Below are 17,944 nucleotides of genomic sequence, written 5' to 3'. Positions count from 1 at the left end.
ATATGAAAATTTTTACTTTTGAAAATGCTAAGATAGCTGTATTTGGCGGGACTTTAGCTGCACTTTTCTTTGGGGCAGTGCTTCATAAGCCTACTGAATTCTCACAGTCCGAGAACAGATATTTGGAGCAGCGGCCTAAGTTTACTACAGCAAAGCTCTTTGATGGAAGCTTTATGAAGGATTATGAGACCTTTATTACAGACCAGTTTCCTGAAAGAAGCTTTTTTATGGGTGTGAAAACGGCTGTAGAGAGACTCCGAGGAAGAACAGATGACAATGGTGTGTATTTTGGCAAAGATGGCTATCTGTTCGGGAAATATGACGCTTCGCTTTTTGAGTCAGAGACCGCAAGGAACAATGAAAAAACAATAGCTGAATTTGTGAAGGCTTACGCAGACAAATTTGGTAAGGGACATTTTCAGGTGGCGTTGGCTCCCTCTTCTTCTGAGATATTAGGAGATAAGCTGCCTGCCTATGCACCTGTCTATAATCAGACAAAATTTATCGAGGATATAAAAAATGAAGCCGGGGATGAATATGTTACAGACCTCGGTGACAACCTTAAAAAGCATGCAAATGAGTACATCTATTACAGGACAGACCATCACTGGACCAGTCTTGGAGCTTACTACGGCTATGAGGCTGTTGCTAACGGACTGGGGCTTAAGGCCCAGCCTCTTGATAAACTAAAGGCTGATACAGTTACTAAGGACTTCCTTGGAACCTATGATTCTAAGGTAAATACAGGGGTTATAGGAGGGGTAATACCTGATGACATTACCTTATATTCTTCTAAAGAAATAGACAAAGCAAAGATGGTATGGGATAATGATAAGGAAAAGAGCTATGACAGTATCTATATGCAAAGTGCCTTGAAGGGGAAAGATAAGTACACGGTATTCTTTGGGGGCAACCACAGTGTTACAGATATTAAGACAGATAACAACACAGGTAAGACCCTGCTTTTAATTAAAGATAGTTTTGCTCATAGTCTTGCACCATTTTTGATAAAGGATTATGATAGAATAATAATGCTAGATTTAAGATATTTTAATAAAAGTCTTAAAAAATACATTGATGAAAATAAAATTACTGATTTACTGGTACTTTACAGTACGCCGGACTTCGCAGAGGATGCAAATATTGGCAGATTGTTGAGGTAGATATGTTAAAGAAAGCTTTAAAAATTTCACTTATAATATCATTGTTTTTTATTGCAGTGCTTGCCGCTGCTGCGTATTTGACAAAGGCTAAGAAGGATGACATAAAAAAAGAGGAAACAACTGTACCAAACAGGGTGGAGTTTGCAAAGCCTGAGGTAATAAGTGCAAAAGATATGTACAAGAAGGTTGCAAAGAAGCTTAAGGTGAAGAAGCCTGATATATATTCTATGAAGTATCAAAAGGCTGCAAAGAGTATAATCGAGAATTACAAGAAAAAGGGGAACTATACTGTAGATGCGCCTCTTCTTATCGTAAATCCTTATGGGACCAATACTACAGGTCTTTATATTTATTTTAAGCACAAATTTAGAGTAAATACCATATATTCGGTTAATGTAAAGGAAATTGACGGTAAGGAAGACGCAAAAACAAAGGACTTTCAGGGAGCATTGTACACCAATACTACCGGTATGCCGCTTGCGGAGCAGGAAGGCATAATCATAGGAATGGTACCGGGAGAGAGAAATTATGTATCGGTATACATTTATGATGAAAACAATAAAATGATAGCCAAAGCAGGGTACAGGTTAGATATTCCTGAGGCTGAAACCGTGACTATGAAGACTCTTGATGCTTCTCTTGAAAGAGAGGTTACCCAGCTTTCGGATGGGTTGTTTGCTGTATTTGGACTCGATGATAACGGCAGGAAAGAAAAACACATATTATTCTATGATAACTACGGCATTATAAGAGCTGAGTTACCTCTTGTAAAAGGTGGAGGAGCTGCTGAGACCAATATAGCACAGATTGATGACAAGCTTTTTTACGCAGTTGATAATAACAGGTTTGCCGTTATTGACAGATTTGGCAAGGTTGAGAAGTTTATTCCACTTGAAGGCGGAGCCACAGCACTTGGAGATATGGACTTAAATACTGGTATAAGGAAGGCTGTAACCCTGTCAAGAAGAAACGGAAATGACGGAATTTTCTCGGTAGACATCTTGGAGGGCAAATCCAAGGAGATAGTAAACTTTAACAAACTTTTTTCTGCTTACTATAAGAAAGGCGGTTCCAAGTTAAAGTTTACCTCAGTGCAGTTTATTAATGATAATGACTTGATTGTAAGTGAGAAGAACACCTCGTCCATTGTTAGGATTAACAATGTTTTCAGAAATCCTAAGATAAAGGGAGTTATTTCAGGCACTAATGACCTGAAATCAGCTTATGGTGATGCGTTCTACAGTAAGGATGGAGACTTTGTCAGCCAGAAAAAGCAAAGTACGGCCTATGTAGATAAGAGCGAAAAGCTTGGTAAGAAACAGTATCATCTGATAGTGTTTGACAATAACTCAGGCGGCTTGAATTCCTTTAGCTACAAGTATCTGGTAGATGGGGAGAAGATGACGTATAGCCTTGAAAACAGTGTTGAACTCCCTTATTCCGCTGAGAATGGAAGTGCTTCCCTTAATCAGGGTTATCTTATAGCGGCCTCTACTGGAAGCGGTAGCTTTGAGGAGTACAATCCGGACGGATATAAGCTTGCAAGCTATAGTTTTAAGAACAAGAAAAAGGCCTACAGGGTGTATAAGCATAGTATGAAAGGCAGTTGGTTTACCAAGTAATGGAATTTAATGAATTTATTAGTGATAAAAAGATACTCTCAGGTATAGGAAAGTTTAGATTTAAGAGACCAACCCCTGTTCAGGAGGCGGTTTATGCCAAGGTGCTTGAGGGGGGCAGCTATTTTGTGCAGGCTCCTACAGGTTCGGGCAAGACCTTGGCTTATTTACTTCCTTTATTCGAGAAGTATAAAAATGTGGAAAGGGAGAACAAGGTTATTATAGCGGCTCCTACTACAGAGCTTGCTTTGCAGATACATAGACAGGCTGAGCTTGTCAGAGGAAATACCGGGGTTGGCCTTCATTCAGTCTGTCTCGGTGGAAATGCAAGCATAATAAGGCAGATTGAAAACCTCAAAAAGAAGCCTCAGATTATTGTGGGTACACCGGGACGAATAATAGAGCTAATCAGAAAAAGAAAAATTGCAGCACATTTGGTTAAAACTTTAGTGCTTGATGAGGGCGACAGACTCTTTGATAAGAACAATAAGGAGACTACGGATGTACTTATCAAATGCCTTGTAAGAGACAGACAGCTTTTGTTGTTCTCTGCTACCCAGACAAGGGCAGCTCTTGATGGAGCTAGGGCTTGGGCTCCCGACATAGAGGAGATTAGTGCTGACGGAGGAAGGGAAATCCCAGCCAATATAAAGCATTGGTATGTTGTTTGTGAAAAAAGAAACAAGCTTGAAATTCTTCGTGGTACTACAGGGGCAATAAGGACAAGGAAGGCGATTATCTTTGTAAATGGTACTTATGATATAGAAGAAACCTATAAGAAGCTTGCCCACCACCACTATCAGGTGGATTTTATAGGAGGAGAGCGTACCAAGGAAGAGAGAAAGAAGGCTATGCAGGGATTTTCTCATGGGAAGCTTAAGTACCTGATAGCTACTGATATAGCTGCGAGAGGCTTACAGTTTGATGATGTAGATACAGTTTTCCATGTAAATCTACCTGAGGACGCCGATACCTATCTTCACAGGGCAGGTAGGACAGGGCGTGCAGGCAGGGTGGGAAGGAACTTGATTATCATAACAGAGAGGGAACTTCCTCTTATCAAAAAGTATGAAAAGGCACTTGGAATCAAGTTTTCCCAGAAGTTTTACTATAATGGTAAGCTAATGGATGTGAAGAAGGAAGATAGGAGAAATGACGGCTGAAATTTATGTAACAAAAGTGTAATTGTCAATTAAAAAAGGACATTTCCAAAATGGAGATGTCCTTTTTTATAAAACTTAATAAGAATCAAATCCTCTAAGCATCCTTGCCCTGTTAGGGTGGCGGAGCTTTCTAAGAGCCTTTGCTTCTATCTGTCTGATACGCTCTCTGGTTACATTAAATTCTTTACCTACCTCTTCAAGAGTTCTGGTTCTTCCATCAAGAAGACCAAATCTAAGCACGAGTACCCTCTGTTCCCTTTCGGAAAGGGTAGTAAGAAGCTTTTTAATCTGATCCTGAAGCATAGTGTAGGTAGCAGCTTCTTCAGGGCCCATTATAGTATCATCTTTGATAAAATCGCCAAGATGGCTGTCGTCCTCTTCTCCGATAGGAGTATCAAGTGATATAGGATCAGCGGAAATCTTCATTATTTCACGCACCTTTTCTACAGGAAGATTCATCTGTGCTGCAATTTCCTCCTCGGTAGGTTCACGCCCTAGTTCCTGAAGCAGGCTCCTGGATACTCTGTAAGCCTTGTTGATAACCTCTGACATATGCACAGGTATACGTATTGTTCTTGACTGGTCCGCTATAGAACGTGTGATTGCCTGCCTTATCCACCAGGTAGCATAAGTACTGAATTTATAGCCCTTGGTATAATCAAACTTATCTACTGCTTTGATGAGTCCAAGATTTCCTTCCTGTATTAGGTCGAGGAAGGAAAGACCACGTCCTACATACTTCTTTGCTATACTTACAACAAGCCTGAGATTGGACTCTGTAAGCCTGTCTGAAGCATCCTGATCACCTTGGGCTATTTTCTTTGCAAGTTCAACCTCCTCTTCCATACTTAGAAGAGGGTAGTTACCGATTTCCTTAAGATAAATCTTCACAGGATCATCTGACATTATAGATAGAGTAATGTCATCTCCTATATCAAGGTCTGCATCGTCATCAACTTCAGGAAGTGAATCATCAAAGAGATCGTCATCCATATCGTTGATGTTCATAATGGTAACGCCGTTGCTCTCGAGATAGTCATAGATTTTCTCGTAGTGGCTGGCGTCAATGTTAAGACTCTTAAAATAATCATTTAACTTATCGGACTCGATTACATCTTTATTCTTTTTTGCAATTTGAAGAAGTCCTTCTAATTTTGTTAAAAAATCATCCTTTGCCACAGCGGTGGTATTCTCTGGTTTTGTGTTTTCAGCTGCCATAGTAGTTTTCTTGGTTGTTTTTTTAGTAGTTTTCTTTGCAGCAGTTTCTTTTTTTGTTTCTTTTGTTTCTTTTGTTTCTTTTTTAACTTCTTTCGTTTCTTTTTTTACTTCTTTACTTTCTTTATCTTTAGCATTGGAAGCCATTAGCACCATTCCTTTCAAATCTCACTCTTAATTTTTGAGCGTAAACATTTGTAATTATACCATAAATATAAACTAAAATCCAATACAAATTTAAAAAATGAAGCAGCGCATAAAATTTGAATATTTTAGCTGAAAGTGGTAAAATGTAAAAGACTAATGAAAAATGATGAGATTAATGGAGGTATATATACATCTATGAGTCGTGATAATGGACAAAGTCAGATTATTGACTTAAAAAATGAAGGCTCTGTAAAGAGGGTAATTGGTGTAGTCAGCGGAAAGGGTGGAGTAGGCAAGTCATTCGTCACCTCAAGGCTTGCGGCGATATTTCAAAAGAAAGGTTACAATTCAGCAGTTCTTGATGCGGATATAACCGGACCATCCATTCCAAGGTGCTTTGGCTTAAAAAATAAGGCAGAGGCAAATGAAAACGGAATACAGCCGGAGCTTACCAAGGGCGGAATTCAGGTAATGTCTGTGAACCTGCTTTTGGACGAAGAATCAGTCCCTGTTGTCTGGAGAGGACCTATAATAGCAGGCACAGTTAAGCAGTTCTGGTCAGAAGTAGACTGGAAAGATGTGGAGTACATGTTTGTAGACATGCCACCTGGTACAGGTGATGTGCCACTTACTGTATTTCAGTCACTGCCTGTTGACGGCATAATCATCGTTACCTCTCCTTCTGAACTGGTATCTATGATAGTTGAGAAAGCTGTAAATATGGCTAATGCTATGGAAATACCTGTACTTGGAATAGTTGAGAACTACAGCTATATCAAATGCCCGGACTGCGGTAAGCTTATCTATCCGTTTGGAGAAGGAAAGACGGATGATGTTGGCCTTAAATACGGCATTCCGGTGCTTTCAAGACTTCCAATGGACAGCAGGATAGCGGATGCTATGGACAACGGTAAGGTTGAAGAACTTGAACTTGATGTACTTGGTGAAACAGCAGATACAATTGAGTTTTTACTTAGAAATGTAGACCACAGCATAGACAGGGAAGAATATGGTGAGAATCATAAGGTAGCAATCGCTCTTGATGAGGATGAAAAGTTTGTAGGTAAGCTTGTTAATGCTCATAAGTTTGTCGTTGCAGATACAAAGGGTAAGAAAATCCTTGAAAGGACTACGCTTGAGGCAGTTTCACCTGAGGAAGCTGTAGCTGCACTTAAAAAAGCAGGCGTGGATATGGTTATCTGCAGCGGTATTGATAAGCACCTAAGGGCTTCCCTTGCAGACAATGCAATGGCTTCAGTCCCTGTACTTAAGGGTGAAGTAGAGGATATACTCGCTAATTTCTTAAACGGACAATACAATAAGGCCTAAAAACTTTTTATTTTACATTTATAGTCTGTTGTGATAAAATGTGGGCAGTTAAAGTAAACAAAAATTTAATAGCATCATACTGATGCGGAATGGAGAATAATATGTATTTAGTATCAGCAAAAGATATGTTAGTTAAGGCAAAAGCAGGACATTATGCTGTAGGCCAGTTCAATATCAATAACTTAGAGTGGACAAAGGCCATCCTTATGACTGCTGAAGAACTTAAAAGTCCTGTTATCCTTGGTGTATCTGAAGGTGCTGGAAAGTACATGGGTGGATACAATGCGGTTGTAGGTATGGTAAATGGTTTACTTAAGGATCTTAAGATATCCGTACCTGTTGCTCTTCACCTTGACCACGGCTCATTTGAAGGCTGCTACAAGTGTCTTGATGCAGGATTTTCTTCAATTATGTTTGATGGTTCACATTATCCTATTGATGAGAATGTAGCAAAGACAACAGAGCTCGTTGCAGCTGCTCATAAGATGGGTGTTTCCATTGAGGCAGAAGTTGGCTCCATTGGTGGAGAAGAAGATGGTGTAATTGGTATGGGTGAATGTGCTGATCCTGAAGAATGCAAGAGAGTTGCTGACCTTGGAGTAGACTTCCTTGCAGCTGGTATTGGTAACATCCACGGAGTATATCCTCCAAACTGGAAGGGTCTTTCATTTGAAACTCTTGATGCTATCCAAAAGAAGACAGGAATCCTTCCACTTGTGCTCCACGGCGGTACAGGCATTCCTGCGGACATGATTAAAAAGGCTATCGAGCTTGGTGTATCTAAGATTAATGTTAATACAGAGTGCCAGATATCATTTACAGCAGCAACAAGGGAGTACTTTGAAGCAAACAAGGATAAGGCAAGTAAGGGATTTGACCCTCGTAAGGTGCTTGCTCCGGGCTTTGAAGCTATCAAGGCTACAGTTAAAGAGAAGATGGAACTCTTTGGTTCAGTAGGAAAAGCTGAATAAGAGAAATTACTCTTTGAGTTAAGGTTTAATTTACTTTGCCACATCAGGGTGGAGGTTTTGGTATGGGTATTTTGTACTTAAACTTAACCGGGATGTGGCTGTTTTATTAGAAATAGGAGTTGTTTTTTGATGTGGATTGCTAACAATTGGAAAGAATATGAAGTCCTGGATTGTTCGTCAGGAGAAAAGCTCGAAAACTGGGGTGGATATTCTCTTATTCGTCCTGATCCTCAGGTGATTTGGGATACAGAAAAGACGCTTAAGGAGTGGAAAAGACCATCTGCCCACTACCATAGAAGCAACCGTGGAGGTGGGGAATGGGAGTTTTTTAACCTCCCTGAACAGTGGAATATTCATTACAGAGACTTGACCTTCAATCTGAAGCCTTTTAGCTTCAAGCACACAGGACTCTTTCCGGAACAGGCTGTAAACTGGGACTGGTTTTCCGATATTATAAATAAGAGCAGGAAAAAACTCAAGGTTCTAAACCTCTTTGCCTACACCGGAGGAGCGACAGTTGCAGCAGCAAAGGCTGGAGCCGAAGTAGTTCATGTAGATGCTGCTAAGGGGATGGTAGCCTGGGCAAAGGAAAATGCAAAGCTCTCAGGACTTGAAGAGGCTCCTATTCGCTACATAGTGGATGACTGTGTCAAATTTGTAGAAAGAGAAATAAGACGCGGCAATCACTATGATGGAATAATAATGGATCCTCCTTCCTACGGAAGAGGGCCTAAGGGTGAAATATGGAAGATCGAAGAGGCTGTATATCCTTTTGTTAAGAAGTGTACGGAACTTTTACATAAGGAGAGCAAATTCTTCCTTATCAACAGTTACACTACCGGTCTTCAGCCTGCAGTGCTTAGCTATATGCTTAATACTGCAATCACAGATAAGTTTGGCGGCAGGGTAATGGCTGAAGAGATTGGACTTCCGGTAAAGAAAAATGGCTTGGTGCTTCCTTGTGGGGCATCGGGAAGGTGGATAGGAGAATAATGGAAAACAATACAGAAGATATCAAAGAAAAAAAGAAATGGGATAAAAAGTCTGTTTTTAAAGAAATTAGAGACTATGTGTTTCTAATTGCGCTGGCTTTTGTATTAGCATTTTTGATGAATAAATTTGTATATGCAAATGCAGAAGTTCCAACAGGCTCTATGCTTCCTGTCGTTGAACCGGGTGACAGACTGATAGTAAACAGGCTGGCTTACCTTTTTGAAGACCCTAAAAGGGGAGATATAGTGATGTTTGCTTATCCTGACGATGAAAGTGAAAATTACCTAAAAAGAATCATAGGACTTCCGGGAGAGAAGGTTGAGATTAAGAAAGGACTTGTCTATATTAATGACAGTAAAAAGCCTTTGTCAGAGCCTTATCTTAACGATCCTCCAAATGGGGATTTTGGGCCTTATACAGTTCCAAAAGGATGTTACTTTATGCTTGGGGACAATAGGGATGAAAGTAAGGATGCAAGGTATTGGGATAATAAGTATGTAAAGAAAGAAAAAATTGTTGGAAAGGCTTGGCTTAAATACTACCCGCACTTTACTTTCTTACATTCAGCAGAATACTCGGAAAGTAACTAAATATGAATGGAGCTATGAGAGGGGACTCTAAGTATAAGTTAATTTCCTTCCTATGCGGAATGCTGATTGCTGCCATATTATGCTTACAGTTCCCGGGCATAACAGCAGAGGCAAAAACTAAGACAAGAACAAGCGCAAATGCAAAACCAAAGACAACATTGATACTGGGTGACAGCATCGCATACGGAATGGCTCTTGGTAAAAACTACGGTACGGGAGTAGATAACCCTGATACAGTATATTGGCTGGCTGAGGGCGGCGTAACCATCAACTTTATATATCCTAATTTTAAAATTCATTTAGGTAGAAAAATGCCAAGGAAGGTTGTTAACACTTTCACTAATACAAGAAATTTTGACCTTATTAAGGAAGTAAAGAAAAAGAAGATAGAAGACATTGTTGTAGTTCTTGGTGCCAATTGGCCTGGTAGAAAGGCTGCAAAGAACACCGTGAACTGTCTTAAGAAGCTGGCAAAGAAAAGCGGTTGCAGAGTTTACTACGTAAACATTCTTCCCTATGTACATAAAGGAAGATACAAGGATAAGTCACGGCTGATGGCAGAGCATAACAGCACTGCGAGAGAAGGCTTTAAGAATACAGACATCGTTTACATAGATGCATATGGTATTGCAAAGTCGGTGAAGAATTACAGAAATTGTACCTGGGATGGAATTCATTATTCCAAAAAGGTGCATAATCCGGTATTTAAGGCAATTCTTTCTGTTATAGAAAAGAATAAGGCTAAGGCCACCCTTCTTGCCAAAAAGAAAGGTAAGAAGAAAAGACAGATAGAAAGAGTAAGCAATGTATTAAAAGATTGATTGAAGTATGGGCTTAAGGAGGTATGTGTCTATGAATGAAAACAAGAGATACAAGCTTTTTAAGCTCATTTTGATTATTACGATATTAAATGTGTTTGGGATTTTCTTATATGAAAATGTTGTTGGAACAGGGCTCTTTAAGGGCAAGCCTGAATTCTACATTGAGACAATCAAGCCCGAGGGTAAGAGCACTACATTGAATGAAACTGATGGGAATGAAATATCCTCTTATGTTAGCAGTGATAAGCCTGGAAACCATGGAGATGCCGTACTTATTATAGGTGATAGTAATATTTATCTTATGAGCCGCAACAAAAGGGAATATGAAAAGAAGTATGACAGAAAAGTGTACTGGCTTGCAGAAAGTGGTGCAGGAGCAGGGCTGATTGGCGACGACCTGGTTGTAAAGCTTGGGTTAATTAATCCTGACTATACAGAGAATTCCCTAACAACAGCAGATAAGACTGATGTCTTAAAAGAAATGAGAGAGAAATCGATAGGCAATATCGTGGTAATGCTTGGAGTAAACAGTCTTGGTGAGGGTTATGCCAAGGATTTGAGCGGAAAGCTTAAGAAAATCTCCAAAACTACAGGAGCAAAAGTTAGCTATATATCTATCCTGCCATATATAGATAAGTCAAAATACCACATATCTTTGGCTGACATACTAAAGTTCAATTCACTTATGAAAGAAGAACTTAAGGATACAAATATAAGATATATTGATGCTTATGCAATTGTAGAAAGTATCGAGGGCTATAAAAATGAGACTAGTGACGGTCTACATTATAGCAAGAAAATATATGACAATTTATTTGATAAAATAATAAAAATAATTGTAGAAAATAACTAAAATTATATTTTTATTAAATAAAAGCTTGATAATACGCCATCTTTGGCGTATAATGGCAATGTTGTGGCATGATAGCTAAGAAGCGGAGGTTGCCGAGAATACTGCAAAAGCGGGTTTTGGGTTTTTCGTGGAGCGAATGTCAAGAGGCCGAAAGGTCTGTAAACCTGGCGACAAGTCACTGTACAGAAAACAACTAATATGTTCTACAGAGTAGGGCGTGGTGTGATTATCAGTATGTTTATGATTATGAAACACCCGGGTGTGTGTACAGTCACCGCTTGTCGTACTAAATACGTGATGATTCACGAAAGTGCGAAAAGGAGGCGACTTTTTTTATGGCAAGTCAAGTAATGAGAATTACATTAAAAGCGTACGATCATCAGCTTATCGACAGTTCAGCAGCAAAGATTGTTGATACTGTAAAGAAGGCTGGGGCAAAGGTAAGTGGTCCTGTACCTCTTCCAACAAAGAAAGAGATAGTTACAATACTTCGTGCGGTGCACAAGTATAAGGACTCCAGAGAACAGTTTGAGCAGAGAACCCACAAGAGACTCATCGATGTTTTCGAGCCTAACCAGAAACTGGTTGACGCATTATCAAGACTTGATGTTCCTGCAGGTGTTGAAATCAAAATCAACATGAAGAATAAGTAGGAAACAAATTTAGCAAGATCCTTAGGGTTATGGATAGAGAGAAAACTCCTATTTAAGCCATCTAGGATGACCGGAGAGCTCCGGTCCGCTGTAGATTAACAGGAGGTAAAGAGATGAAGAAAGCAATACTTGCTACAAAAATCGGTATGACACAGATTTTTGCTGAAGATGGTTCATTAATTCCTGTAACTGTATTAAAGGCTGATCCTGCTGTAGTAACTCAGGTTAAGACAGTAGAAAATGATGGCTATAGCGCAGTTCAGGTAGGTTTTGGTGAGATTCGCGAGAAACTCGTTAATAAGCCAAAGAAAGGACACTTTGCTAAGGCAGGCGTTCCTGTAAAGAGATTTTTAAGAGAATTCAAACTTGAGGATGCTGAGAATTACAAGGCTGGAGACGAAATCAAAGCAGATGTATTTGCATCAGGCGATAAGGTTGATGTAACTGCTACATCTAAGGGTAAAGGTTTCCAGGGTGCTATTCACAGACACGGTCTTCACAGAGGACCTATGACTCACGGTTCTAAGTACCACAGACATGCTGGTTCTAACGGTGCTTGTTCTGATCCTAGTAAGGTATTCAAGGGTAAGAAGATGGCCGGACATATGGGACACGTTAGGGTTACAGTTCAGAATCTTGAGGTAGTGAGAGTTGACGTAGAGAAGAACATGATCCTTGTTAAGGGAGCTGTTCCTGGCTCTAAGAAGGCACTTGTAATGATTAAGAACACTACAAGAAAAACTAAATAATATAACCTGACGGGAAGGAGGAAATATAAATGGCAAACATATCTGTATTAAATATGGAAGGCAAAGAAGTTGGAACATTAGAACTTAATGATGCAATCTTTGCAGTAGAAGTAAAAGAGCATCTGATGCATAGAGCAGTTGTTTTACAGCTTGCTAACAACCGTCAGGGTACACAGAGTGCTAAGACACGTGCGGCAGTTCGTGGAGGCGGAAGAAAGCCTTGGAGACAGAAGGGAACCGGTCACGCTAGACAGGGATCTATCAGAAGCCCACAGTGGAAGGGCGGCGGTGTTGTATTTGCACCACAGCCAAGAGATTATTCATTTAAGATGAATAGAAAAGAGAAGCAGGCAGCTATCTGCTCAGCACTCACAACAAAGTTAAATGAGAATAAGCTTATCGTGCTTGATGAGTTCAAGCTTGGTGAGATTAAGACAAAGGCTGCAAAGAAGGTTTTAGAGGATATTAAGGCTAACAAGGCTCTTATTATTCTTGGTGAGAAGGAAGAGAACGTAATTCTTTCTGCTAGAAACCTTGAGTCAGTTGCAACAACTTTGACCAATAGCATCAGTGTATATGATATCTTAAATCATGACAGCCTTGTTATTACAAAGGATGCTGTTTCAAAGATTGAGGAGGTATACGCATAATGGCAGATATTAAATATTATGACGTTATTTTGAAGCCTATCATCACTGAAAAGAGTATGAACGGCATGGCAGAGAAGAAATATGCTTTCTCTGTAAATCCTGAAGCTACCAAGACTCAGATTAAGGAAGCTGTAGAGAAGATGTTCGCCGGAACAAAGGTTGTTAAGGTAAACACAGTAAATGCAGACGGAAAAGTAAAGAGACGTGGAGTAACTTACGGAAGAACTGCTAAGACAAAGAAGGCTTATGTAAAGCTTTCAGAGGATAGCAAGGATATCGAGATCTTCCAGGGATTATAATTAACAAATAGTATGGCACGCAGCCGATAACAGCGACTTAGGGTGAAAGCCTTAAGATGAAAGGAGTTTTATAATGGGAATTAAGAAATTCGGCCCATATACACCTTCCAGACGTAATATGACCGGTTTAGACTATGCAGAGATTACAAAGTCAACTCCGGAGAAGTCTTTGTGTGTATCACTTAAGAAGAATTCAGGCCGTAACAATCAGGGTAAGATTACAGTAAGACATAGAGGAGGCGGATCACGCAGACTTTATAGAATTATTGATTTTAAGAGAAGAAAAGATGGAATCCCTGCAAAGGTTGTTGCTATTGAGTACGATCCAAACCGTACAGCAAACATAGCACTCTTACATTATGCAGACGGTGAGAAGGCTTATATCCTTGCTCCTGTAGGCTTAACAGTAGGAACAACACTTATGAACGGTGCTGAGGCTGAAGTAAGAGTAGGAAATTGTCTTCCTCTTTCATCAATTCCGGTTGGTTCAAATATTCACAATATAGAGTTATATCCTGGCAAGGGTGGACAGTTAGTTCGTGCAGCAGGTAATGCAGCTCAGCTTATGGCTAAGGAAGGCAAGTATGCTACACTTAGAATGCCATCCGGAGAAATGAGAATGGTACCTGTAGAGTGCCGTGCTACTATCGGTCAGGTTGGAAATATTGAGCATGAACTTGTAAATGTTGGTAAAGCAGGACGTACACGTAATAAAGGTTTCAGACCTACAGTTCGTGGTTCTGTCATGAACCCTAATGACCATCCACACGGTGGTGGTGAAGGTAAAACAGGAATTGGTCGTCCGGGCCCTGTAACACCTTGGGGTAAACCTGCTCTTGGTCTTAAGACAAGAAAGAGCAATAAGAGGTCCAATAAGTTAATCGTAAGAAGACGCGATGGTAAGGGACTTAAATAATAGATTATAAGGAGGTTTAATCATGGCAAGATCACTTAAAAAGGGACCATTTGCTGATGGACATTTATTAAAGAAGATAGATGCTCTTAACGCTGCCGGTGATAAGAGCGTAGTTAAGACTTGGTCACGTCGTTCAACAATTTTCCCTTCATTCGTTGGACACACAATAGCTGTTCACGACGGAAGAAAGCATGTGCCTGTATATGTTACAGAAGACATGGTAGGACACAAGCTTGGAGAATTCGTACCAACAAGGTCTTACAGAGGACATGGTAAAGACGAAAAGAGAATGTAATAAAATATTTCCATAAAACTGAAAGGAGGTACATCCATGGCAAAAGGACATAGATCCCAGATCAAAAGAGAAAGAAATGAGAACAACAGAGAAATGAGACCACACGCAAAGTTATCTTATGCCAGAGTTTCAACTCAGAAGGCTTGTTTCGTTCTTGATGCGATCAGAGGCAAGGATGTAAATACAGCACTCGGTATATTAGCATACAACCCAAGATATGCTTCAACAGTAATAGAAAAGTTACTTAAATCTGCAATTGCAAATGCAGAGGTTAAAGGTCTTAACCGCGACAACCTTTTCGTTGAGGAGTGTTTCGCAGGAGATGGCCCAATCATGAAGAGAGTACAGCCAAGGGCAAGAGGAAGCGCATACCGCATCTTCAAGAGAATGAGTCATATAACTGTAATTCTTAACGAGAAGTAATAAGAAAGGAGAGTTAAGACCAAATGGGACAGAAAGTTAATCCTCACGGTATAAGAGTTGGTGTAATCAAAGACTGGTCATCAAAATGGTATGCCGGTAAAGATTTCGCAGACTTCCTTGTAGAAGATTATAAGATTAGAGAATTTCTTAAGAAGAAACTCTATGATGCAGGAGTAGGCAGTATTGATATAGAAAGAACATCTGACAGAGTTATCATTATCGTTAGCACATCACAGCCGGGTATCGTAATCGGTAAGGGTGGTGCAGATGTTGACAGATTAAAGGTAGAGGTTCAGAAGTTAAGCAAGCAGAAGGTAGACCTTAAGGTTAAAGAAATTAAGAAGGCTGACTTAAATGCACAGTTAGTTGCAGAGAAGATAGCTAAGGATCTTGAAGCCCGTATTTCCTTCAGACGTGCAATGAAGTCTGCTATGGGAAGAACAATGAAGAATGGTGCTAAGGGTATAAAGACAAGCGTATCCGGTCGTCTTGGCGGTGCTGATATGGCTCGTACAGAGTTCTATAGCGAGGGAACTATTCCTCTTCAGACACTTCGTGCAGACATCGAGTATGGTTTTGCAGAGGCTGACACAACCTATGGTAAGGTTGGTGTTAAGTGCTGGATCTACCTTGGAGAAGTTCTTCCTACTAAGGGAAACAACAAAAAGGAAGGGAGCGATAAATAATGTTAATGCCTAAAAGAGTAAAGCATCGTAAGCAGTTCCGTGGCTCTATGAAGGGCGCTGCTCACAGAGGCAATACTATATCAAATGGAGAGTTCGGTATCGTTGCACTTGAGCCATCTTGGGTTAAGTCAAATCAGATAGAAGCAGCCAGAATTGCTATGACTCGTTACATTAAGCGTGGTGGTAAGGTTTGGATTAAGATATTCCCTGATAAGCCGGTTACTATTCAGCCTGCTGAAACTCGAATGGGTTCAGGTAAAGGTTCCCTTGACTACTGGGTAGCAGTTGTTAAGCCTGGCAGAGTAATGTTTGAAATTGGTGGAGTTGATGAGGTTATAGCAAGAGAGGCGCTTCGTCTCGCTATGCACAAGCTTCCACTTAAGTGTAAAGTAGTATCTAAAGCAGATTTAGAAGGAGGTGCTGAATAATGAAAAGTACAAAGTATGTTCAGGACCTTAATGGTAAGACACAGGTTGAGCTTAATGAAGAATTGGTTGCTGCAAAGAAGGAGCTTTTCAACTTAAGATTCCAGAATGCAACCAACCAGCTTGATAATACAAGCCGTATTAGAGAAGTTAGAAAGAATATCGCAAGAATTCAGACTGTTTTAACAAGACAGGCTAACTAACTTAGGTAATTAATCCGAAGAAAGGAGACATACTCGTGGAAGAGAGAAATCTTAGAAAAGTGCGTACCGGCAAGGTAGTTAGCGATAAGATGGACAAGACTATCGTTGTTGCAGTTATAGATAATGTGAAGCACCCACTGTATGGTAAGATCGTTAAGAGAACTCGTAAGCTTTACGCTGAGGATGCTAACAACGAGTGCCATGTAGGTGACAGAGTTAAAGTTATGGAGACCAGACCTCTGTCAAAGACAAAGAGATGGAGACTTGTTGAAATAGTTGAAAGAGCAAAATAATTATCCCATCTTTTAATATTTGAAAGGAGTGCTAGTAATGGTACAGCAGGAAACCAGATTGGCAGTTGCTGATAATACCGGTGCAAAAGAGCTTCTTTGCATTCGTGTTATGGGTGGCTCGACCAGAAGATATGCAGCTATAGGCGATATAATCGTTGCCAGCGTTAAAGATGCAACACCAGGCGGAGTTGTTAAAAAGGGTGACGTTGTAAAGGCTGTTGTAGTTCGTACTAAGAAGGGCTGCCGTAGAAAAGACGGTTCTTACATAAAGTTCGATGAGAATGCAGCAGTTATAATAAAGGAAGACAAGACACCAACCGGAACTCGTATATTTGGACCAGTAGCAAGAGAGCTTCGTGAAAAACACTTCATGAAGATCGTATCACTTGCTCCGGAAGTTTTATAAGGAGGTGTAAGAGTGGCTACCAGTAAGATTAAAAAGGGTGATACCGTTAAGGTAATCACAGGAAAATACAAGGGCACCGAAGGAAAAGTTATCTCCGTTAAGGAAGGTAAGGTAATCGTTGAAGGTGTTAACATGGTAACAAAGCATAAGAAAGCATCACAGAGCAATCCTAACGGCGGTCTCGTACACGAGGAAGCTGCTATAGATATCTCTAATGTTATGTATGTTGCAAAGGGCAAGGTAACAAGAGTTGGATTTACTATGCAGGGTGACAAGAAAGTCCGCGTAGCTAAAGCAACAGGCGATATCATTGACTAAAACGGAAGGAGGTATTTATAGTGAACAGGTTAAGAGAAACCTACGATAAGGAAATTGCACCTGCTTTACAGAAAAAGTTCGGTTATAAGAATGTAATGCAGATTCCAAAGCTTGATAAGGTAGTTATCAATATGGGTGTTGGTGAGGCTAAAGAGAACGCTAAGGTTCTTGAGACAGCTGCTAATGACCTTGGAATAATTACAGGACAGAAAGCTGTATATACAAAGGCTAAGAAGTCTGTCGCAAACTTCAAACTCCGTGAGGGAATGCCAATCGGATGTAAAGTTACTCTTAGAGGTGACAGAATGTATGAGTTCGTTGACCGTCTCATCAATCTTGCACTTCCACGAGTACGTGACTTCAGAGGTGTTAATCCTAATGCTTTTGATGGTAGAGGTGATTATGCACTTGGTCTTAAGGAACAGCTTATTTTCCCTGAGATTGAGTATGATAAAGTAGACAAGGTAAGAGGTATGGACGTAATTTTCGTTACTACCGCTGAAACAGATGAAGAGGCAAGAGAGCTCCTTAGAGCATTCGGAATGCCTTTTGCAAAGTAATTAAGGAGGAAACATGGCTAAGTTATCAATGAAACTTAAGCAGGAAAGACCTGCAAAGTTCTCTACCAGGGAATATACACGTTGCAAAATCTGTGGCCGTCCTCATGCTTATTTAAGAAAATACGGAATCTGCAGAATCTGCTTCCGTGAATTAGCTTATAAAGGACAGATCCCAGGCGTGAAGAAAGCCAGCTGGTAATATTA

General features: G+C 40.2%; 24 protein-coding genes and 1 pseudogene. 24 read left to right on the top strand and 1 reads right to left on the bottom strand.

What is annotated here, in order from left to right:
- Window positions 1–2: 2 nt before the first annotated feature.
- The 3 genes from ACO6HM_RS06975 to ACO6HM_RS06965 are packed head-to-tail and all read left to right on the top strand — an operon-like array spanning window position 3 to window position 3,945.
- Entirely contained in the window at window positions 3–1,163 is a 1,161-nt protein-coding gene (locus ACO6HM_RS06975; protein ID WP_485390371.1) for a DHHW family protein, read from the top strand.
- Between the two features lie 2 nt (window positions 1,164–1,165).
- The gene (locus tag ACO6HM_RS06970) at window positions 1,166–2,785 is read left to right on the top strand and encodes an aryl-sulfate sulfotransferase (RefSeq protein WP_485390370.1); all 1,620 of its coding nucleotides are present in this window, start codon (window positions 1,166–1,168) and stop codon (window positions 2,783–2,785) included.
- Window positions 2,785–3,945, top strand: a complete 1,161-nt coding sequence (locus tag ACO6HM_RS06965) for a DEAD/DEAH box helicase (RefSeq protein WP_485390369.1) — start codon at window positions 2,785–2,787, stop codon at window positions 3,943–3,945. Before ACO6HM_RS06970 ends, ACO6HM_RS06965 begins: the two co-directional genes overlap by 1 nt.
- 75 nt (window positions 3,946–4,020) lie before the next feature.
- Here ACO6HM_RS06965 and rpoD read toward each other — a convergent pair whose 3' ends face one another.
- The gene (gene rpoD, locus ACO6HM_RS06960) at window positions 4,021–5,163 is read right to left on the bottom strand and encodes an RNA polymerase sigma factor RpoD (protein WP_485390383.1); all 1,143 of its coding nucleotides are present in this window, start codon (window positions 5,161–5,163) and stop codon (window positions 4,021–4,023) included.
- Between the two features lie 339 nt (window positions 5,164–5,502).
- Here rpoD and ACO6HM_RS06955 point away from each other — a divergent pair.
- The 21 genes and pseudogenes from ACO6HM_RS06955 to ACO6HM_RS06855 all read left to right on the top strand — a co-directional run.
- A pseudogene (locus ACO6HM_RS06955) lies at window positions 5,503–6,279 on the top strand (P-loop NTPase); the annotation flags it as partial.
- Between the two features lie 458 nt (window positions 6,280–6,737).
- Window positions 6,738–7,607: a class II fructose-1,6-bisphosphate aldolase gene (fba, locus tag ACO6HM_RS06950; protein WP_485372263.1), complete on the top strand. Its 870-nt coding sequence runs from the start codon at window positions 6,738–6,740 to the stop codon at window positions 7,605–7,607.
- 129 nt (window positions 7,608–7,736) lie between these two features.
- Window positions 7,737–8,600 carry a class I SAM-dependent methyltransferase gene (locus ACO6HM_RS06945; RefSeq protein ID WP_208428521.1) on the top strand — a complete coding sequence of 288 codons (864 nt, stop codon included), beginning with the start codon at window positions 7,737–7,739 and terminating at the stop codon, window positions 8,598–8,600.
- The gene (gene lepB / locus ACO6HM_RS06940) at window positions 8,600–9,190 is read left to right on the top strand and encodes a signal peptidase I (RefSeq protein ID WP_208428522.1); all 591 of its coding nucleotides are present in this window, start codon (window positions 8,600–8,602) and stop codon (window positions 9,188–9,190) included. The genes ACO6HM_RS06945 and lepB overlap by 1 nt, the downstream gene beginning before the upstream one ends.
- A 2-nt stretch (window positions 9,191–9,192) precedes the next feature.
- Window positions 9,193–10,011 (top strand): SGNH/GDSL hydrolase family protein, encoded by an 819-nt coding sequence (locus tag ACO6HM_RS06935; protein ID WP_485390368.1) that lies wholly within the window; start codon window positions 9,193–9,195, stop codon window positions 10,009–10,011.
- A 31-nt stretch (window positions 10,012–10,042) separates the two neighbouring features.
- Complete coding sequence (locus ACO6HM_RS06930; RefSeq protein WP_485390367.1) at window positions 10,043–10,864, top strand: hypothetical protein; 822 nt, start codon at window positions 10,043–10,045, stop codon at window positions 10,862–10,864.
- A 335-nt stretch (window positions 10,865–11,199) separates the two neighbouring features.
- On the top strand, window positions 11,200–11,517 hold the full coding sequence (gene rpsJ, locus ACO6HM_RS06925; RefSeq protein WP_485372268.1) for a 30S ribosomal protein S10: 318 nt from the start codon (window positions 11,200–11,202) through the stop codon (window positions 11,515–11,517).
- Window positions 11,518–11,630: 113 nt separating this feature from the next.
- Window positions 11,631–12,266, top strand: a complete 636-nt coding sequence (gene rplC, locus ACO6HM_RS06920; protein ID WP_485390366.1) for a 50S ribosomal protein L3 — start codon at window positions 11,631–11,633, stop codon at window positions 12,264–12,266.
- A gap of 29 nt (window positions 12,267–12,295) precedes the next feature.
- Entirely contained in the window at window positions 12,296–12,916 is a 621-nt protein-coding gene (gene rplD, locus ACO6HM_RS06915) for a 50S ribosomal protein L4 (RefSeq protein WP_208428527.1), read from the top strand.
- Window positions 12,916–13,215 carry a 50S ribosomal protein L23 gene (gene rplW / locus ACO6HM_RS06910; RefSeq protein WP_208428528.1) on the top strand — a complete coding sequence of 100 codons (300 nt, stop codon included), beginning with the start codon at window positions 12,916–12,918 and terminating at the stop codon, window positions 13,213–13,215. The genes rplD and rplW overlap by 1 nt, the downstream gene beginning before the upstream one ends.
- A gap of 73 nt (window positions 13,216–13,288) precedes the next feature.
- A complete protein-coding gene (gene rplB / locus ACO6HM_RS06905) occupies window positions 13,289–14,131 on the top strand; it encodes a 50S ribosomal protein L2 (protein ID WP_485385273.1) in 843 nt (280 codons plus the stop codon).
- A 22-nt stretch (window positions 14,132–14,153) separates the two neighbouring features.
- A complete protein-coding gene (gene rpsS / locus ACO6HM_RS06900; protein ID WP_023353561.1) occupies window positions 14,154–14,426 on the top strand; it encodes a 30S ribosomal protein S19 in 273 nt (90 codons plus the stop codon).
- 36 nt (window positions 14,427–14,462) lie between these two features.
- A complete protein-coding gene (gene rplV, locus ACO6HM_RS06895) occupies window positions 14,463–14,849 on the top strand; it encodes a 50S ribosomal protein L22 (protein WP_023353560.1) in 387 nt (128 codons plus the stop codon).
- A gap of 23 nt (window positions 14,850–14,872) precedes the next feature.
- Window positions 14,873–15,535, top strand: coding sequence for a 30S ribosomal protein S3 (gene rpsC, locus ACO6HM_RS06890; RefSeq protein WP_208428530.1), 663 nt, complete (start codon window positions 14,873–14,875; stop codon window positions 15,533–15,535).
- On the top strand, window positions 15,535–15,963 hold the full coding sequence (gene rplP, locus ACO6HM_RS06885; RefSeq protein ID WP_208428531.1) for a 50S ribosomal protein L16: 429 nt from the start codon (window positions 15,535–15,537) through the stop codon (window positions 15,961–15,963). Before rpsC ends, rplP begins: the two co-directional genes overlap by 1 nt.
- The gene (gene rpmC / locus ACO6HM_RS06880; protein ID WP_023353557.1) at window positions 15,963–16,163 is read left to right on the top strand and encodes a 50S ribosomal protein L29; all 201 of its coding nucleotides are present in this window, start codon (window positions 15,963–15,965) and stop codon (window positions 16,161–16,163) included. Before rplP ends, rpmC begins: the two co-directional genes overlap by 1 nt.
- 35 nt (window positions 16,164–16,198) lie before the next feature.
- Window positions 16,199–16,456, top strand: coding sequence for a 30S ribosomal protein S17 (gene rpsQ, locus ACO6HM_RS06875; protein ID WP_023353556.1), 258 nt, complete (start codon window positions 16,199–16,201; stop codon window positions 16,454–16,456).
- Window positions 16,457–16,493: 37 nt separating this feature from the next.
- A complete protein-coding gene (gene rplN, locus ACO6HM_RS06870) occupies window positions 16,494–16,862 on the top strand; it encodes a 50S ribosomal protein L14 (protein WP_485372271.1) in 369 nt (122 codons plus the stop codon).
- Between the two features lie 12 nt (window positions 16,863–16,874).
- Window positions 16,875–17,180 (top strand): 50S ribosomal protein L24, encoded by a 306-nt coding sequence (gene rplX, locus ACO6HM_RS06865; RefSeq protein WP_023353554.1) that lies wholly within the window; start codon window positions 16,875–16,877, stop codon window positions 17,178–17,180.
- Window positions 17,181–17,200: 20 nt separating this feature from the next.
- Window positions 17,201–17,740, top strand: a complete 540-nt coding sequence (gene rplE / locus ACO6HM_RS06860) for a 50S ribosomal protein L5 (protein WP_208428533.1) — start codon at window positions 17,201–17,203, stop codon at window positions 17,738–17,740.
- A 13-nt stretch (window positions 17,741–17,753) separates the two neighbouring features.
- Entirely contained in the window at window positions 17,754–17,939 is a 186-nt protein-coding gene (locus ACO6HM_RS06855; protein WP_023353552.1) for a type Z 30S ribosomal protein S14, read from the top strand.
- Window positions 17,940–17,944 lie beyond the last annotated feature (5 nt).

The sequence above is a fragment of the Catonella sp. genome (assembly GCF_057250765.1).
The sequence above is the reverse complement of the archived record's forward strand: the minus strand, read 5'-3'. Positions and strand labels throughout refer to the sequence as shown.

What these genes read in the sequence shown, in the direction of transcription:
- ACO6HM_RS06975 (WP_485390371.1), top strand. Translation starts at nt 3, where the DNA reads ATGAAAATTTTTACTTTTGAAAATGCTAAGATAGCTGTATTTGGCGGG.
- ACO6HM_RS06970 (WP_485390370.1), top strand. Translation starts at nt 1,166, where the DNA reads ATGTTAAAGAAAGCTTTAAAAATTTCACTTATAATATCATTGTTTTTT.
- ACO6HM_RS06965 (WP_485390369.1), top strand. Translation starts at nt 2,785, where the DNA reads ATGGAATTTAATGAATTTATTAGTGATAAAAAGATACTCTCAGGTATA.
- rpoD (WP_485390383.1), bottom strand. Translation starts at nt 5,163, where the DNA reads ATGGCAGCTGAAAACACAAAACCAGAGAATACCACCGCTGTGGCAAAG.
- fba (WP_485372263.1), top strand. Translation starts at nt 6,738, where the DNA reads ATGTATTTAGTATCAGCAAAAGATATGTTAGTTAAGGCAAAAGCAGGA.
- ACO6HM_RS06945 (WP_208428521.1), top strand. Translation starts at nt 7,737, where the DNA reads ATGTGGATTGCTAACAATTGGAAAGAATATGAAGTCCTGGATTGTTCG.
- lepB (WP_208428522.1), top strand. Translation starts at nt 8,600, where the DNA reads ATGGAAAACAATACAGAAGATATCAAAGAAAAAAAGAAATGGGATAAA.
- ACO6HM_RS06935 (WP_485390368.1), top strand. Translation starts at nt 9,193, where the DNA reads ATGAATGGAGCTATGAGAGGGGACTCTAAGTATAAGTTAATTTCCTTC.
- ACO6HM_RS06930 (WP_485390367.1), top strand. Translation starts at nt 10,043, where the DNA reads ATGAATGAAAACAAGAGATACAAGCTTTTTAAGCTCATTTTGATTATT.
- rpsJ (WP_485372268.1), top strand. Translation starts at nt 11,200, where the DNA reads ATGGCAAGTCAAGTAATGAGAATTACATTAAAAGCGTACGATCATCAG.
- rplC (WP_485390366.1), top strand. Translation starts at nt 11,631, where the DNA reads ATGAAGAAAGCAATACTTGCTACAAAAATCGGTATGACACAGATTTTT.
- rplD (WP_208428527.1), top strand. Translation starts at nt 12,296, where the DNA reads ATGGCAAACATATCTGTATTAAATATGGAAGGCAAAGAAGTTGGAACA.
- rplW (WP_208428528.1), top strand. Translation starts at nt 12,916, where the DNA reads ATGGCAGATATTAAATATTATGACGTTATTTTGAAGCCTATCATCACT.
- rplB (WP_485385273.1), top strand. Translation starts at nt 13,289, where the DNA reads ATGGGAATTAAGAAATTCGGCCCATATACACCTTCCAGACGTAATATG.
- rpsS (WP_023353561.1), top strand. Translation starts at nt 14,154, where the DNA reads ATGGCAAGATCACTTAAAAAGGGACCATTTGCTGATGGACATTTATTA.
- rplV (WP_023353560.1), top strand. Translation starts at nt 14,463, where the DNA reads ATGGCAAAAGGACATAGATCCCAGATCAAAAGAGAAAGAAATGAGAAC.
- rpsC (WP_208428530.1), top strand. Translation starts at nt 14,873, where the DNA reads ATGGGACAGAAAGTTAATCCTCACGGTATAAGAGTTGGTGTAATCAAA.
- rplP (WP_208428531.1), top strand. Translation starts at nt 15,535, where the DNA reads ATGTTAATGCCTAAAAGAGTAAAGCATCGTAAGCAGTTCCGTGGCTCT.
- rpmC (WP_023353557.1), top strand. Translation starts at nt 15,963, where the DNA reads ATGAAAAGTACAAAGTATGTTCAGGACCTTAATGGTAAGACACAGGTT.
- rplN (WP_485372271.1), top strand. Translation starts at nt 16,494, where the DNA reads ATGGTACAGCAGGAAACCAGATTGGCAGTTGCTGATAATACCGGTGCA.
- ACO6HM_RS06855 (WP_023353552.1), top strand. Translation starts at nt 17,754, where the DNA reads ATGGCTAAGTTATCAATGAAACTTAAGCAGGAAAGACCTGCAAAGTTC.